General features: G+C 70.5%; 17 protein-coding genes. 8 read left to right on the top strand and 9 right to left on the bottom strand.

Annotated elements, in window-relative coordinates:
- Positions 1-112 precede the first annotated feature (112 nt).
- Positions 113-991, bottom strand: coding sequence for a hypothetical protein (locus AB0959_RS50210; RefSeq protein ID WP_366833704.1), 879 nt, complete (start codon positions 989-991; stop codon positions 113-115).
- Between the two features lie 118 nt (positions 992-1109).
- Positions 1110-1253, bottom strand: coding sequence for a hypothetical protein (locus AB0959_RS50205; protein ID WP_366833708.1), 144 nt, complete (start codon positions 1251-1253; stop codon positions 1110-1112).
- Here AB0959_RS50205 and AB0959_RS50200 point away from each other — a divergent pair.
- The 4 genes from AB0959_RS50200 (at position 1186) to glmM (ending at position 5332) form a co-directional block, all read left to right on the top strand.
- Positions 1186-2316 (top strand): glycosyltransferase family 87 protein, encoded by a 1131-nt coding sequence (locus AB0959_RS50200; RefSeq protein WP_366833707.1) that lies wholly within the window; start codon positions 1186-1188, stop codon positions 2314-2316. The genes AB0959_RS50205 and AB0959_RS50200 overlap by 68 nt on opposite strands.
- A 308-nt stretch (positions 2317-2624) precedes the next feature.
- Positions 2625-3068, top strand: coding sequence for a 50S ribosomal protein L13 (gene rplM / locus AB0959_RS50195; RefSeq protein WP_366833703.1), 444 nt, complete (start codon positions 2625-2627; stop codon positions 3066-3068).
- A 42-nt stretch (positions 3069-3110) separates the two neighbouring features.
- The gene (gene rpsI / locus AB0959_RS50190) at positions 3111-3632 is read left to right on the top strand and encodes a 30S ribosomal protein S9 (RefSeq protein ID WP_366833702.1); all 522 of its coding nucleotides are present in this window, start codon (positions 3111-3113) and stop codon (positions 3630-3632) included.
- Between the two features lie 341 nt (positions 3633-3973).
- The gene (gene glmM, locus AB0959_RS50185; RefSeq protein WP_366833701.1) at positions 3974-5332 is read left to right on the top strand and encodes a phosphoglucosamine mutase; all 1359 of its coding nucleotides are present in this window, start codon (positions 3974-3976) and stop codon (positions 5330-5332) included.
- 116 nt (positions 5333-5448) lie between these two features.
- Here glmM and AB0959_RS50180 read toward each other — a convergent pair whose 3' ends face one another.
- Positions 5449-6375: a DUF389 domain-containing protein gene (locus tag AB0959_RS50180; RefSeq protein WP_366833700.1), complete on the bottom strand. Its 927-nt coding sequence runs from the start codon at positions 6373-6375 to the stop codon at positions 5449-5451.
- 16 nt (positions 6376-6391) lie between these two features.
- Positions 6392-7381 carry a type I pantothenate kinase gene (gene coaA / locus AB0959_RS50175; RefSeq protein WP_366833699.1) on the bottom strand — a complete coding sequence of 330 codons (990 nt, stop codon included), beginning with the start codon at positions 7379-7381 and terminating at the stop codon, positions 6392-6394.
- Positions 7382-7480: 99 nt separating this feature from the next.
- Between coaA and AB0959_RS50170 the strand changes: the two genes are divergently transcribed.
- Entirely contained in the window at positions 7481-7801 is a 321-nt protein-coding gene (locus tag AB0959_RS50170) for a hypothetical protein (RefSeq protein WP_366833698.1), read from the top strand.
- 24 nt (positions 7802-7825) lie between these two features.
- Here AB0959_RS50170 and AB0959_RS50165 read toward each other — a convergent pair whose 3' ends face one another.
- From AB0959_RS50165 to AB0959_RS50150, 4 genes are all read right to left on the bottom strand, one after another.
- Positions 7826-9256 carry an NAD(P)H-hydrate dehydratase gene (locus tag AB0959_RS50165; protein ID WP_366833697.1) on the bottom strand — a complete coding sequence of 477 codons (1431 nt, stop codon included), beginning with the start codon at positions 9254-9256 and terminating at the stop codon, positions 7826-7828.
- Between the two features lie 93 nt (positions 9257-9349).
- Positions 9350-9721 carry a holo-ACP synthase gene (locus AB0959_RS50160; protein WP_366833696.1) on the bottom strand — a complete coding sequence of 124 codons (372 nt, stop codon included), beginning with the start codon at positions 9719-9721 and terminating at the stop codon, positions 9350-9352.
- Positions 9722-9791: 70 nt separating this feature from the next.
- Positions 9792-10736 (bottom strand): hypothetical protein, encoded by a 945-nt coding sequence (locus tag AB0959_RS50155; RefSeq protein ID WP_366833695.1) that lies wholly within the window; start codon positions 10734-10736, stop codon positions 9792-9794.
- A gap of 76 nt (positions 10737-10812) precedes the next feature.
- Positions 10813-11217, bottom strand: coding sequence for an ATP-binding protein (locus tag AB0959_RS50150; RefSeq protein WP_366833694.1), 405 nt, complete (start codon positions 11215-11217; stop codon positions 10813-10815).
- 209 nt (positions 11218-11426) lie between these two features.
- Between AB0959_RS50150 and AB0959_RS50145 the strand changes: the two genes are divergently transcribed.
- Together AB0959_RS50145 and AB0959_RS50140 are read left to right on the top strand one after the other, a co-directional pair.
- Positions 11427-12263 (top strand): helix-turn-helix transcriptional regulator, encoded by an 837-nt coding sequence (locus AB0959_RS50145; protein WP_366833693.1) that lies wholly within the window; start codon positions 11427-11429, stop codon positions 12261-12263.
- Between the two features lie 7 nt (positions 12264-12270).
- Positions 12271-12486: a DUF397 domain-containing protein gene (locus AB0959_RS50140; protein ID WP_366833692.1), complete on the top strand. Its 216-nt coding sequence runs from the start codon at positions 12271-12273 to the stop codon at positions 12484-12486.
- On the opposite strand, the gene glmS is transcribed toward AB0959_RS50140, so the two are convergent.
- Entirely contained in the window at positions 12447-14294 is a 1848-nt protein-coding gene (gene glmS, locus AB0959_RS50135; protein ID WP_366833691.1) for a glutamine--fructose-6-phosphate transaminase (isomerizing), read from the bottom strand. The two genes, AB0959_RS50140 and glmS, sit on opposite strands and share 40 nt — an antisense overlap.
- 357 nt (positions 14295-14651) lie before the next feature.
- On the opposite strand from glmS, the gene alr reads away from it, so the two are divergent.
- Positions 14652-15815 (top strand): alanine racemase, encoded by a 1164-nt coding sequence (gene alr / locus AB0959_RS50130; protein ID WP_366833690.1) that lies wholly within the window; start codon positions 14652-14654, stop codon positions 15813-15815.
- Positions 15816-15987: the final 172 nt, after the last annotated feature.

Here is a 15987-nt window from a genome sequence, read left to right as displayed (position 1 = left end):
TGTTTGGGACGGGTTACTCCGCGACGCGGCGGCGGTGGGCGGGGGGGTTGCGGGGGGGGGGGGGGGGGGGGGCCGGGGGGGGGGGCTTCGCCCCCATGCCCCCTGAAACGCCCTACTCGTTCGCTGCCGCTGAGGCCTGGGCCTCGCCGCGGCGGCGGATCTGGCGGAAGGTGAACTCGGCCAGGTCGTCGCCCGTGGAGAACACCGCGGTGTCCTTCTCGGTGACGTCCTTGCCGTTGGTGAAGCCGGCGAGGGTGAAGTACGCGTAGCGGCCGTAGGAGTTGGTCGTGGAGCGGCAGATCGCCGTACGGCAGAACGCGGGCACGCCGTCACCGGAGAGTGAGGTGACGATGCTCTTCTTGTCGGCGTTCTTCTTGGCCTTCGCCGCCTGCGCCTCGGTGTCGAAGAGGGCCACGCCGACCGTGACCGCGACGCCGTCCTTGCTGTACGTGACGCGCATGACGCGGGTGCAGTCGTTGTCCGTCAGGTCCTTGTCGAGGGTGCCCTGGACGGCCGACGCGCAGTCGTTGGTGGAGGACGTGGCGCCCTTCTTGTAGACGGACTCACCCATCGTCAGCTGCGATCCCGGGAACAGGCTCTCCGCGCTGAGCGGGGCCGTGTCCTTCTTGGCGCTGGAGATGAAGTCCTTCGGGTCCAGCGGGGGCGGGGCCGACGTCGGCTCGAAGGACGGCTCGGTCGCGTCGCTCGCGCTCGGGATGTCCGCCGTGGCCGGCAGGTCGCTGGTCGGTCTGTTCGAGGCCTCGGCGTCACCGTCCGCGGTCACCACGGCCACCGCGACAGCGGCGCCGATCGCGACCGTGGCCAGAGCGCCGCCGACTATGAACAGAACGCGTCGCCGTTTGTTGCGCGTCTCGGACGCCTCGGCGAGCGCGGCCCAGTCAGGCGTCTGGCCGCCCTGGCTCGACCACTGCGGCTGCTCGGATCCCGGCTTCCACGGGTCCCACTGAGGCTCCCCTTGCCCAAAACTCATGGACCGCAGTTTAGACGGGGGTTGGGGCGTGCTGTTCAGCCTCCTGAGGCACTTGAGCCCCTAGCGTGACCTGAATGAACGTGGATGAAAAGGATATTTCAGGTCGGTCCGGTCGGCCTCAGCGGCGTCGGGACGGTCGGGTGTGGTGGTCGGGGTGGTCGCTGGGGTCGGCGTCCTGGCAGGCGTGGGCGGCGCTGGGGGCGGTGTCGTGCGCGCTGGTCGTGAGCGTGGCGCGGACGTATGCGGAGGGCGGTATGGACAACGCCTTCCTCGTGCGGGCGGCACGCGTGTTCTGGCACGGCGGGTCGCCCTACGACGACCAGCGCTTCCTCTACTTCCCCAGCGCCATGGTGGTGGCGGTGCCGCAGGTGTTCGTGCCGTCGGACGTCCTTCGGGTGCTGGTGCCCGCGGTGGTGACCGGGCTCCTGGCGTTCGGGTGGGCGTGCGCGCTGCGGCTGCACGGGGTGCCGTGGCGGAGCCGGTTCGCGGTCCTGGGGCTGGTCGGCCTGACGGTGGGGTTCGCGCCGTTCGGGCATCTGGTGCAGCTGGGGAACTGGACGGTGACCGCTGCCGCGGCGCTGCCGCTGGGGTTGCTGCTCATGTCGCGGGGGAGGTGGGGTGCGGCGGGAGTGGTGCTCGGAGCGGCCGTCGCGCTGAAGCCGCTGCTCGCGCCGATGGTGCTGTTGTTCGTGTTCGCGCGGCGGTGGCGCGGGCTGGGGCTGATGGTTCTGGTCCCTGCGGTGGCCTCCGGCGGTTCGGCGCTGCTGATGCCGAACCCGGCGGGGTTCTTCACGCGGACCCTGCCGTTCCTGTTGAGCGGGCACGACGACTTCGTACGGCTGTACGAGGCGTCGTTGGGGGTGGTGCTGCCGAGGCTCGGGGTGCCGGAGGTGGTGGCGAGCGCGGTGGCCGTGGGGGCGGCGGGGGTGGGGCTGTGGTGTGCGTACGGGCGGTGGCGTCGCGGGGGTGACGGGGCGCTGCGGCTGACGGAGACGGCGTGTCTGCTGATGCTGTCGGTGTTCATGGTGTCGCGGCCGTCGTTCGACCACTATCTGGTGGTCGTGCTGCCGCTGTTGCTCGCGAGTGCGGCGCTGCCGGGGTCGGTTGCTCGCACTCCGTGGTTCTGGCTCGCGCTGGTTCCGCAGGTGCCGGGGTTCACGTGGCCGTTTCTGGAGTTGCCCACGCGGCGGGCGTTCAAGGACGCGGTGACGCTGTGTGTGCTGGCGGTGACGCTGGCGTTTCACCGGCCGCCCCCGGAGGAGGTCGCCCCCGCCGCCCCTGCCCGTCCCATCCCCCAGGGGCTCCGCCCCTTCGACCCCGCCTAGGGGGCTTTTCAGGGGGCGCGGGGAACTGAGCGAGCAACCACGACCCAGCCGCAGCCGACGAACGCACCCGATCGAGCCCAGCGGCGAGCGGCCCCGTTTTGACCCGCCCCCGCGTGCCCGGGTATTCTGCACGTTCGTTATGTGTATTGGCTTGCTCATTCTCACGTGAGGACGCCCTTACACCGGTCCACCGGGCCGATGACCAGCGACCAGCACGCGGCTTGCGTCACCGCGGTGCGGTCATGGCTGTCGTGATCGCTTCGGTGACCTTGTCAGGAACCTCACTGAAGAAGCGAAGGCTACGAACCGTGCGTACGTACAGCCCCAAGCCCGGCGATGTGACGCGTCAGTGGCACGTCATTGACGCCCAGGACGTTGTCCTGGGTCGTCTGGCGACCACCGCCGCCTCCCTCCTGCGCGGCAAGCACAAGCCCATCTACGCGCCGCACGTCGACACTGGTGACTTCGTCATCATCATCAACGCCGACAAGGTGCACCTGTCCGGCAACAAGCGGACCCAGAAGATGGCGTACCGCCACTCCGGTTACCCGGGTGGTCTGCGCTCCGTCCGCTACGACGAGCTGCTGGAGAAGAATCCCGAGAAGGCCGTCGAGAAGGCCGTCAAGGGCATGCTCCCCAAGAACAGCCTCGGCCGTCAGATGCTCTCCAAGCTGAAGGTCTACTCGGGCGACCAGCACCCGCACGCTGCCCAGCAGCCGGTGCCGTTCGAGATCACCCAGGTCGCGCAGTAAGTCCGGCCACCCCCTAAGCCTGAAGAGAATCTGAGGAGAATCGTGGCCGAGACCACCCCTGAGCAGCCGGTCGAAGAGACTGAGCTGGTCGACATCGACAGCTACACCACCGAGTCCGAGGTTCCTGTGGAGGGTGAGTACACCTCCGAGTCCCTCGCCTCCCGCTTCGGCGACCCGCAGCCGGCCGCCGGCCTGGGCCGTCGCAAGAACGCCATCGCCCGCGTCCGGATCGTTCCGGGCACCGGCAAGTGGAAGATCAACGGTCGCACCCTCGAGGACTACTTCCCGAACAAGGTGCACCAGCAGGAAGTCAACGAGCCCTTCAAGGTGCTCGAGCTCGAGGGCCGCTACGACGTCATCGCCCGCATCGCGGGTGGCGGCGTCTCCGGCCAGGCCGGTGCGCTCCGCCTCGGTGTCGCCCGCGCCCTGAACGAGGCCGACGTCGACAACAACCGTGGCGCGCTCAAGAAGGCCGGCTTCCTCCGCCGCGACGACCGTGCGGTCGAGCGCAAGAAGGCCGGTCTGAAGAAGGCCCGCAAGGCCCCGCAGTACAGCAAGCGCTAATCGTCGCTTCGCTGTACCGCACGCATCGCCCCGGCGGCACGCTCTGTGCCGCCGGGGCGGTTCGTTTACGGGGGTGAACGCTTATCGCAGGCTTATGCGCTTGGTGTACGAGTGCACGGGTGTACGGGTGTACAGGGCAGGGACTTCAGGGAGCCGTTCTCACCTGAACGGAGTCCAAGATGCCGAAGGAGGCCCGACGCGGGGCAACCGTGTAGTGCCGACGACGGTCGACTTCACGGGAACGCCGTGAGGCCACGGGTGCCAGGGGATATACGTGACCCCGGCCGGGCCTGGACACTCGGCATGAGCCGTACTTTCTCAGCACATTCGGAGGACACACAGTGGGACGACTCTTCGGGACGGACGGCGTACGCGGCGTCGCCAACGCGGATCTGACGGCCGAGATGGCCCTCGGCCTCTCCGTCGCGGCGGCCCACGTACTCGCCGAGGCGGGCACGTTCGAGGGCCACAAGCCGGTGGCGGTGGTCGGGCGGGACCCGCGAGCGTCCGGGGAGTTCCTGGAGGCCGCCGTGGTGGCCGGCCTCGCCAGCGCGGGCGTGGACGTCCTGCGCGTCGGAGTGCTGCCCACACCTGCCGTCGCGTTTCTGACCGGCTCGCTCGGTGCCGACCTCGGCGTGATGCTCTCCGCCAGCCACAACGCCATGCCCGACAACGGCGTCAAGTTCTTCGCCCGCGGTGGCCACAAGCTCGCCGACGACCTGGAGGACAGGATCGAGGGCGTGTACGAGGAGCACCGGACCGGCGCCCCCTGGGACCGGCCCACCGGCGCGGGCGTCGGGCGCGTGACGTCGTACGACGAGGGGCTCGACCAGTACGTGGCGCACCTTCTCGGCGCGCTGCCCCACCGGCTCGACGGACTGAAGGTCGTGCTGGACGAGGCGCACGGGGCCGCCGCCCGTGTCTCCCCCGAGGCCTTCACGCGGGCCGGAGCGGAGATCGTCACCATCGGAGCCGAGCCCGACGGGCTGAACATCAACGACGGGTGCGGCTCCACACACCTCGGCCAGCTGAAGGCCGCCGTCGTCGAGCACGGCGCCGCCCTCGGCATCGCGCACGACGGCGACGCCGACCGCTGCCTGGCCGTGGACCACGAGGGCAACGAGATCGACGGCGACCAGATCCTCGCCGTGCTCGCGCTGGCGATGCGGGAGCGCTCCGTGCTGCGGGCCGACACCGTGGTGGCCACCGTCATGTCCAACCTCGGCTTCAAGCTCGCGCTGGAGCGGGAGGGGCTGAAGCTCGTCCAGACGGCGGTCGGCGACCGCTATGTGCTGGAGGAGATGAAGGAGCACGGGTACGCGCTCGGGGGCGAGCAGTCCGGGCACGTGATCATCCTCGACCACGCGACGACCGGGGACGGCACGCTGACGGGCTTGCTGCTGGCCGCCCGGGTCGCCGAGAGCGGCCGTACGCTCAAGGACCTCGCGTCCGTCATGGAGCGGCTGCCGCAGGTGCTGATCAATGTGCCGGACGTCGACAGGTCCCGGGTCGGTACGTCCACGGAGCTGGCGAGTGCGGTCGCCGACGCGGAGCGGGAGCTCGGGGCCACCGGACGGGTGCTGTTGCGGCCTTCGGGGACGGAGCCGTTGGTGCGGGTGATGGTGGAGGCGGCGGATATCGATCAGGCGCGGTCGGTTGCGGGGCGGCTGGCTGATGCGGTGAAGTCCGCGCTGGGGTAGGTGCCTGTTCCGGGTACGGGGTGGGGGTTCCGCTGTTTGCGGGCTGCGGGCTGCGGGTTCGTCGTGGCTTGTCGCGCCCACGCGGCGGAGCCGCATATCGACACAGCCCCGCGCCCCTAGGGGTTGCGGGGCTTTGCCCACAGCCATTTCTGGGCCAGGAGGGTGAGGGTGCCGGCCAGGATGATGCCCAGGAGGTTCAGGAGCAGTTGCTCCGTGGAGCCCCAGGTTTGCTTCGTGTCGCCGTAGCTCAGGGCCACGGCCGCGTTGGCCGCCGCCGGCACCGTCGTCACCGAGATGGCCACCCCCACCAGGGCGCCCGACTTGGCGGAGGTCAGGGAGAGGGTGCCGGCGATGCCCGCGAGGACCGCCACGACGAAGGAGAACCAGTCGGGGGCGTACACGAAGCCCGTGTTGGGCCGGTCGGCGTGCAGTTGCTCCTGGCTGAACAGGTTGACCGAGTCCATGAAGAGGGTGAAGCCGACCGTCACCGCCATCGCCACGGCGAAGCCCACCAGCAGGGCGATGAGCGAGCGGAGGGCGAGGCGCGGGTGGCGTTGCACCAGGGCCGTGCTGAGGCCCGCCAGTGGGCCGAACTCCGGGCCCACCGCCATCGCGCCCACGATCAGGATCGCGTTGTCCAGGACCACACCGCAGGCCGCGATCATCGTGGCGAGGGTGATGAAGGAGACGTACGTGATCGACAGCGTCGACTCCTCGTGCGTCGCGTCCGCGAGGTGCTCCCACAGCACCGCGTCCGCGCCCTCGCCGGGTGCCTCGTCCTCGGCCTTCTCGGCGCGCTTGGAGAGCGACAGGTCGATGTTCTCGACGGCGATGGAGCCCGTCTTGTCGAGGTCCAGGGCCCGCAGCGAGCCGATGAGTTCGTCACCCGCCTCGCGCGCCACGTCGCACATCACCACGTCCCCGGTGGGGTTGCGGGCGGCGCCCGGCAGCACGACCAGGTGTGTGGTGCCGACCGTCTTCTCTATCAGACGCACCACGGCGTCCGTCCTGTCGGACGGTGTGATCAGGCGCAGATGCAGCATGGGGGCAGGGTAGCCGTCACAGTTTCCGCAGACTCAGGCGCTGCACCTTGTGGTCCGGGCCCTTGCGCAGGACCAGGGTGGCGCGGCCGCGGGTCGGGGCCACGTTCTCGACCAGATTGGGCCGGTTGATCGTGCGCCAGGTCGTGCGGGCGTAGTCCAGGGCCTCCTCCTCCGACACCTGGGTGTACTTGCGGAAGTAGGAGGACGGGTTCTGGAAGGCCGTCTCGCGCAGCTTGCGGAAGCGGCTCAGGTACCAGCGCTCGATGTCCTCGGTGCGGGCGTCGACGTACACGCTGAAGTCGAAGTAGTCGGCGAGACCCACGCGGGTGCGGCCATCCTTGCCGGGGAGGGCGGGCTGGAGGACGTTCAGGCCCTCGACGATGAGGATGTCCGGGCGGCGGACCGTGAGCTTCTGGCCGGGGACGATGTCGTAGATCAGGTGGGAGTAGACGGGGGCCGTGACCTCGTCCTTGCCCGCCTTGATGTCGGCGACGAAACGGGTGAGCGCACGCCGGTCGTACGACTCGGGGAAACCTTTCCGCGACACCAGGCCCCGCTCCTGGAGGTCCTTCATCGGCAGGAGGAAGCCGTCCGTGGTGACGAGTTCCACACGCGGATGCTCGGGCCAGCGGGCCAGCAGGGCCTGGAGCAGGCGGGCGACCGTGGACTTGCCGACGGCGACGGAGCCCGCGACGCCTATGACGAACGGGGTGCCGGACTGGGAGCCCTGCTCGCCGAGGAACGTGTTCAGGGCGCCGCGCAGGCCGTCCGTGGCGCCGACGTACAGGTTGAGGAGCCGGGAGAGCGGCAGATAGACGTCACGTACCTCGTCGAGGTCGATGACGTCGCCCAGGCCGCGCAGCTTCTCCACCTCCTCGGCGGTCAGGGGAAGCGGCGTCTTGTCGCGCAGCGCGCTCCACTCGGCACGGGTGAGGTCGACGTAGGGAGTCGCCTCCGGCCTGGGCCGGTGGGCGCTCCGCGGCAACGAGGAGACCGGTGAGATCACATTCCATTGTTAACGGAGTACGAACGGATCGGTGGCGTGGGGTCCGTCACGCGACCTCGTGTACCTGTGTATGACTTGTGGGCAAGGTATGGACCTGGGGTGGGGGAGGGGATAGCGTCCGGCTGCCGGGAGCGAGCCGCCTTCCGGACCGTCGGGGGGTTTGAGGTGGTCATTGCCATGCGCCTTCGTGATGCCGTACGGATCCGGGATGCGGTGCGTCGTCGATCTACGCGTGTCGAATCGGATTTCGCCGGACAGGTGTGCAGCGAACTGGCGGATGATCTCCCGGACGAGGACCTCGGGGAGTACCTCTACGACTGCATCGACATGTACCGGATGGGGAGCAAGCCCCGGTGCGAGGAGGTCGAGTACCTCGGGATGGTCCAGGAGGCCATCGACCGGCTTGAGCAGGGCTGCTGAAGCCTCAGGGAGTCGCTCGCGGAGTCAGTCCCTGATGTCCCGCCACGCCGCCGGGATCGCCTCCGCCACGTCGTGCGCGCCCGCGGGGGCGCCGTCCGCGGCGTAGCGGCCCGCCAGGCCGTGGACGTACGCCGCGACGCTCGCCGCGTCCAGGGCGGAGAGGCCCGCGGCCAGCAGGGAGCCGGCGAGACCGGACAGGACGTCGCCGCTGCCCGCGGTGGCGAGCCAGGCGGTGCCGGTGGGGTTCACCCGGACCGTGCCGCCGTCGGGGCCGGAGACCAGCGTGGTGGAGCCCTTGAGGAGCACGGTCGCGTCGTAGCGGCGCGCGAGGTCCCGTACGGCGGCCAGACGTGCCCCCTCGACCTCCTCGCGCGAGGTGCCGAGCAGGGCGGCGGCCTCTCCGGCGTGCGGGGTGAGCAGCGTGGGCGCGGTACGGGCGCGTACGGCGTCCCGGTCGGCGAGGCGGAGGCCGTCCGCGTCGAGCAGCACGGGTACGTCGGTGGCGAGCACCTCGGCCACGGGCCCCGCGTCGTCCCCGGCGCCCGGGCCCACGACCCAGGCCTGCACCCGGCCCGCCTGCTTCGGGCCCCCGTCCGACACGAGGGTCTCCGGGAAGCGGGCGATCACGGCGTCCCCGGCCGGACCGACGTACCGCACGGCTCCGGCGCCGCCGCGCAGCGCGCCCGAGACGGCGAGGACGGCCGCGCCGGGATAGCGCGCGGAACCGGCGGCGATGCCCACGACACCCCGCCGGTACTTGTCGCTCTCGGCGGCGGGCCGGGGGAGCAGGGCCGCCACGTCCACGTGCTGCAGCGCCTCAAGGTCCGGGGCGGCGGGCAGGGTGAGACCGATGTCGACCAGGCGTACGGAACCGGCGTACTCGCGCGCGGGGTCGATGAGCAGGCCCGGCTTGTGCGTCCCGAAGGTGACCGTCAGGTCGGCGCGCACGGCCGCGCCGCGCACCTCGCCCGTGTCGGGCTCGATACCGGACGGCAGGTCCACGGCCACCACGGCCGCGCCGGACGCGGCCGCGAGTTCGGCGAGGGGCGCGGCGTCGGGGCGCAGGCCCCCCTTGCCGCCGATCCCGACGATGCCGTCGAGGACGAGATGGGCACGGTGGAGGGCGGCCTCCGCCCGGTGGGGCGGGACGGTGGTGCCGCCCGCCCGGCGCAGGGCGTGGAGCCCGCCGGGGTGGGTGCGGTCGGGGTTGAGCAGGACGGCGGTGACGCCCGCGCCACGCCTGGCGAGCCGGGCGCCCGCGTACAGGGTGTCGCCGCCGTTGTCGCCGCTGCCGACGAGAAGGACGACGCGGCTGCCGTACACGCGGCCCAACAGGTCCGCGCAGGCCGCGGCCAGCCCTGCGGCGGCGCGCTGCATGAGGGCGCCGCCGGGGAGCCGGGCCATGAGCTCGCGCTCGGCGGTTCGGACGGTTTCCACGCGGTACGCACTACGCATGCTGTCGAGTCTCCCGTACGGTCGCTGATCGGCACCCCGGGGGCAGGGCCGAGGGAGGGCTACCCGTCCGGGAGCGCTACCTCTCCGGGAGGACTACCCCTCCGCCACCACCACCGCCGACGCCACTCCCGCGTCGTGGCTCAGCGAGACGTGCCAGGACGTGACGCCGAGTTCGGCGGCGCGGGCGGCCACGGTGCCCTTGACGCGGAGGCGGGGCTGCCCGGTGTCCTCCACGTAGACCTCGGCGTCCGTCCAGTGCAGGCCGGGCGGGGCGCCCAGGGCCTTGGCGAGCGCCTCCTTCGCGGCGAAGCGGGCCGCCAGCGAGGCGACCCCCCGGCGTTCGCCGCTCGGGAGGAGCAACTCGCTGTCCACGAAGAGGCGTTCGGCCAGACCCGGTGTGCGCTGCAGGGAGACGCGGAACCGGTCGATCTCGGCCACGTCGATCCCGACCCCGATGATGCTCATGCCGGGCACCCTACGACGCGGGGTGCCCCGCCGGTCACTCCACCGTCACAGGCAGGGTTACCGCAGCCTGTCAGCCCCGCTCCGCGAGGTTCGGCGAGGACTCTTGTGTCTCGGCGAACAGGTCTTCGGCACGCACGACGGTGCCGGCCCGGTCGAGCCAGTCGTTGAGGCGGTCCAGGTCGGTGCACGTGGTGATGCGTTCGCGCATGTCGTCGCTGACAGGGAGGCCGCGCACCTCAAGGACGCGCAGGACCCCTTTGGCCTCGCCCCTGGCCTCGCCCCTGGCCTCGCCCTTGGCCTCGCCCGTGGCTTCACCTTCGAGGTAGGCCTTCTCAAGCACGGTGCCCCGGCCGGGGAAGTAATTGATGAAAGTCACGATGTCCCTCCATTTGTCTCCGGCAGGGGTCTCCCCCAGGGTGACGTCCAGAAATTGGTAGAAATAACCGGCGGCACTCCAGTCCATCCCCTCCAGGGCACGGCCCAGTGCGTCCAGTATGGCGTCGATGTCGGGGCTGTGGGCGTGTGCCAGGGCGGAGAAGGCGGCCAACGCCGGCTGCTTGGCCGCGGTTCTCTCGTCGGTGATCACCGGAAGGTTGTCCGGACTGACGACCAGCGGGTACGTCCGCTGGGCGGTCCAGCCGCGGTTCGGGCGGGCGAAGGGGCCTGCCGCCCACTTGGCCGTGGCCCGGTCGCGGCAGACCACGAGCAGTGTCACCGGCAGGTCGTACTTCGCCTCGAGATAGGCGACGTAGAACGCCCAGCTCGACCCCTTCTTCGGGTTCCGTCGTTCCTGCGCCTCGACGGCGAGCAGGAAGTCCTCTCCGTCGGACGGGGCGACGCGCAGTACGGTGTCGACGTAGCGCGCCAGTGGTCTGGTCTCCGTCGCGTCGGTGGCAATGGCGTGCACGGTCGCCTTCTCCGGCAACGCGATACCCAGTACTCCAAGAACGGGCGTGAGGATCTCGGGCCGCTCCTGGAAGATCCGGTGCATGCCCTCATGGGCTGATGTGACCATGTGCGCAACCTAAGTTGATCAAGGGTGGATCGATTGGGCGATCGGGACGCGTTCACTCCTTCGGGGAGGAGGGTGGTCACGCGGCGCATTCGCACCACACGTATTTGACCCAGTTGCCGTGTCCGGACAGGGGCTGCCAGCCCCACAGATCGGAGCAGGCCCGGATCAGCGCCAGCCCGCGCCCGTCCTCCAGCTCCGGCAGCTGCTGCAACTGCTGTGGCGGCTCAGGTGGTTCGGGGTCGGTGTCCAACGCGCCGTTTCTCAGCACCCCCGCCGACCAGGAGACTTTCAGGGCGGCCGGCCCCTTGGTGTGACGTACGGCGTTGGAGATCAGCTCAGTCGCGAGCAACTCGGCGGTGTCCACGAGGCCGATCAGGCCGTGCATGGTGAGGACCAGGCGGAGGGTGCGGCGGCTGATGGTGACTGCGCGCGGGTCGTTCGGGATGTGGAGGGAGTACTCCCAGGACTCGTTTTCGGGCATGCGTCAGCTCCGGTTCGGTGGTGGGGGTTCGGAGATCTACGAACGTTCGCGGGCGGTGGCAGTGCCGCAGCCGTCATGGCAGGACGGAGTGGTGCGCTTCCGGGGTCCCGGTGATTCCGCAGAGTGTGCGTCGCATCACTGACGGTATGGGTAACCTGTAATCCGGAGCAAGCCGATCGCGTAATCCACCCCCGAACGAGGAGCAGTTGATGGTCCAGAGGCGCGAACCAACCGCACGTCAGATGCGCCTGGGGGTCGAACTGCGAAGGCTCCGAGAGGCAGCAGGCCTCACCGCCATCGAGGCAGCAGCACTGCTGGGGGCGAATCGCGTCCAGATGAGCCACATCGAATCCGGGCTCGTGGGCGTGAGTGAGGAGCGTGTGCGGCGCCTCGCGTCCCACTACGCCTGCTCGGACAAGGAGTTCATCGACGCCCTGGTCGCGATGGCCACCGGCCGGACGCGCGGCTGGTGGGAGGAGTACCGGGGCCTGCTGCCCACGTCGTTCCTGGATCTGTCCGAGCTGGAGCACCACGCCCGGTTCCAACGCCACGTGGCCATCCTGTATGTGCCGGGCCTGCTGCAGACGGAGGACTACGCCCGTGCCGTCTTCTCGGCGAGGCTGCCCGAACTCACCCAGGACGAGCTTGAGCTGCGCATCCGGCACCGAAAAGCGCGCCAGGAGACCGCCATCCCGTATGAAGCAGTGATCCATGAGGCTGCGCTTCGGATCAGGGTCGGCGACCGTGACACCTCAAAGGCCCAGCTCGCCCGGCTCCTTGAGCTCTCCGAAGCGGACCGCGTCACCTTGCGCGTCATTCCCTTTGACCTGGACGGCTTCGCCAGAGCCTCAAGCACGATGACGTACGTGGGTGGCCGCGTGCCCAAGTTGGACACGGTGGTGCGGGACGCGCCCCATGGCTCAGTCCTTATCGATTCCGAGGCTCAACTCAACATGTATCGAACGCGCTTTCATATGGTGGAGGCCGTATCACTCGAACCGGACCAGTCCCGTGACTTCATCCACCGGCTGGCGAAGGAGCTGTGAGGCACCCATGGACAACTGGCGGAAGTCTTCCTACTCCGGCGAGGGCGACGGCAACGAGTGCGTCGAGATCGCGACCACCCCCACCCACATAGCCGTCCGCGACTCAAAGACCCCGGCCAGGGCACCCCTCACCTTCCCGGCCGGAGCCTTCGCCCCCTTCGTCGAAGCCCTGAAAACCCAGGCCTACTCCACCGTCACCGACTTCGCCAGGTTCCGCGGCTGATCCACCTCGTTCCCCCGGGCCGTCGCCAACTCACAGGCGAACACCTGCAACGGCACCGTCGCCACCAACGGCTGAAGCAGCGTCGGTGTGGCCGGGATGCGGATCAGGTGGTCGGCGTACGGAGCGACCGCCTCGTCGCCCTCCTCCGCGATGACGATCGTCCGCGCCCCCCTCGCCCGGATCTCCTGAATGTTGGAGACGATCTTGTCGTGCAGGACCGAGCGGCCGCGCGGGGACGGCACGACGACCACCACCGGCAGGTCGTCCTCGATCAGCGCGATCGGCCCGTGCTTCAGCTCGCCCGCCGCGAAGCCCTCCGCGTGCATGTACGCGAGCTCCTTCAGCTTCAGCGCGCCCTCCAGCGCCACCGGGTAGCCCACGTGCCGGCCCAGGAACAGCACGGTGTCCTTGTCGGCGAGTGAGCGGGCCAACTCCCGTACCGGCTCCATGGTGTCGAGGACCCGCTCGACCTCCTGGGAGCTGCTGGACAGCTCCCGGACGACCGCCCGGATCTCGTCGCCCCACTTCGTGCCGCGCACCTGGCCCAGGTAGAGCGCCACGAGGTAGCACGCGACGAGCTGGGTCAGGAACGCCTTCGTGGACGCGACCGCGACCTCCGGGCCCGCGTGCGTGTACAGCACGGCGTCCGACTCGCGCGGGATCGTCGAGCCGTTGGTGTTGCAGATCGCCAGCACCTTGGCGCCCTGCTCGCGGGCGTGCCGCAGCGCCATCAGCGTGTCCATGGTCTCGCCGGACTGCGAGATGGCGATGACCAGCGTGCGCGGGTCGAGGATCGGGTCCCGGTAGCGGAACTCGCTCGCCAGCTCCACCTCGCACGGGATACGGGTCCAGTGCTCGATGGCGTACTTGGCGATGAGGCCCGCGTGGAACGCCGTACCGCACGCGACGATGACCACCTTGTCCACCTCGCGCAGCTCGGCGTCGCTGATGCGGACCTCGTCCAGCGTCAGTGAACCGGCGGCGTCGATGCGCCCCAGCAACGTATCGGCGACCGCCTTGGGCTGCTCGGCGATCTCCTTGAGCATGAAGTAGTCATAACCCCCCTTTTCGGCTGCGGACGCGTCCCAGTCGACGTGGTACGAGCGCACGTCGGCGGGGCGGCCGTCGAAGCCCGTCACCGTCACCCCGTCCCGGCGCAGCTCCACCACCTGGTCCTGACCCAGCTCGATCGCCGACCGCGTGTGGGCGATGAACGCGGCGACGTCCGAGGCGAGAAAGGCCTCGCCCTCTCCAACGCCCACCACGAGCGGCGAGTTCCGGCGGGCGCCCACCACCACGTCCGGCTCGTCGGCGTGCACCGCGACCAGCGTGAACGCGCCCTCCAGCCGACGGCACACCAGTCGCATCGCCGCCGCGAGGTCCGCGCACGAGGGGAACTCCTCGGCCAGCAGGTGCGCCACCACCTCGGTGTCCGTGTCGGAGTCCAGCTTGTGCCCGCGCTCGGCCAGTTCGGCCCGCAGGCAGGCGAAGTTCTCGATGATGCCGTTGTGCACGACGGCCACGCGGCCCGCGTTGTCGAGGTGCGGGTGGGCGTTGGCGTCGGTGGGGGCGCCGTGGGTGGCCCAGCGGGTGTGGCCGATGCCCGTGGCGCCGGCCGGCAGCGGACGGTCGACGAGCTCCTTCTCCAGGTTGAGCAGCTTCCCGGCCTTCTTGGCGGCGGCCAGGCCCCCGTCGGCCAGGACCGCCACGCCCGCCGAGTCGTACCCCCGGTACTCCAGCCGCTTCAGGCCGGCGAGGACCACGTCGAGCGCGGGCTGCGAGCCCACGTATCCCACGATTCCGCACATACCAACCCCTTCAGGCCGCCCGGGTGGGGACGCCGTGTGTGTCTTTCGTGACTGTACGTGACGGTGTGGCGACGGCGGCCCTCATATCGGGTGACCTCACGCGCGCGGCGCAGTCCCCCACACGTGCGTTCCGCGTTCGCTGGGCGCATGAGAAGAACACGAATCAAGGGAACACGTGCCCGCCGGGCGGGGTCCGTGGACGCGGCCGCGTCCGACTCCGCGCCGCCCACGGGCTGATCACGCAAGTGACGCCGCGTGAGGGCGGTCGGAGGCGGCGCGAAAGCCCTGAACGGGCCCTGTCGCCCCGGCGCGTGCTCCCCGGCGGGCGGTTGTCCCCCCTCTGAGACACTGGGCGCGATGACTGAGACAGCAGTACCGCCGACCGCGCCCCTGCGCGCCCGCGCCGAGATCGATCTCGCCGCCCTGCGGGACAACGTGCGGGCCCTGCGCGCGCACGCGCCCGGGTCGGCCCTGATGGCCGTCGTGAAGTCCGACGCGTACGGCCACGGGGCCGTGCCGTGCGCCCGGGCCGCCGTCGCCGCGGGTGCCGCGTGGCTGGGCACGGCCACGCCCGAGGAGGCCCTCGCGCTGCGCGCGGCCGGGCTGCCGGGGCGCATCATGTGCTGGCTGTGGACCCCCGGCGGCCCCTGGCGCCAGGCCCTCGAAGCCGACCTCGACGTCTCCGTCAGCGGACCGTGGGCCCTGCGGGAGGTCACCGAGGCGGCGGCAGCGGCGGGCGTCCGCGCGCGCGTGCACCTCAAGGCGGACACCGGGCTCGGCCGCAACGGCTGCCAGCCCGACGACTGGCCGGCCCTCGTCTCGGACGCCCTGCGCGCGGAGGCCGACGGGCTGCTCACCCTCACCGGTCTCTGGTCCCACTTCGCGTGCGCCGACGAGCCCGGCCACCCCTCCATCGCGGCCCAGCTCACCCGCTTCCGCGAGATGGTGGCCCACGCCGAGCAGCAGGGCGCCCGCCCCGAGGTGCGGCACATCGCCAACTCGCCCGCCACGCTCACCCTCCCCGAGTCCCACTTCGATCTCGTACGGACCGGAGTCTCGCTCTACGGGATCTCGCCCAGCCCCGAGGTCGGCACCCCCGCCGACTTCGGGCTCCGGCCGGTGATGACCCTCAGCGCCTCCCTCGCCCTGGTGAAGCACGCTCCCGGCGGGCACGGCGTCTCCTACGGCCACCAGTACGTCACCCCGGGCGCCACGACCCTCGGCCTGGTGCCCGTCGGCTACGCGGACGGCATCCCGCGCCACGCCTCCAACACCGGTCCGGTGCTGGTCGGTGGCAAGTGGCGGACGGTCGCCGGGCGGATCGCGATGGACCAGTTCGTGGTCGACCTCGGCGGGGACGAGCCGCCCGCCGGCTCCGAGGCCGTGCTCTTCGGACCGGGCGACCGCGGCGAACCGACCGCCGAGGACTGGGCGCAGGCAGCCGGGACCATCGCGTATGAGATCGTCACCCGGATCGGAACGCGCGTTCCGCGCGTCTATGTGAATGACGCATCGTCCTAAGGGGCCGTCGTGGCGGCCGTCCCGGGTGAACAACCAAGCAGGTGGACACCGACATAGGTGAACAACGAACAAGACGGGTAACCCCGCATAGATGTGCGGCACGGCAAGCCCAGTACCACCACGATCAGAGGACAGTACGAGAACCAGTCCGGCGGCCGGAGTGAGGCCCCGG

The sequence above is a fragment of the Streptomyces sp. NPDC046862 genome, assembly GCF_040704615.1.
Taxonomy (GTDB): Bacteria; Actinomycetota; Actinomycetes; order Streptomycetales; family Streptomycetaceae; genus Streptomyces.
This window is presented reverse-complemented; position numbering and strand designations above follow the sequence as displayed.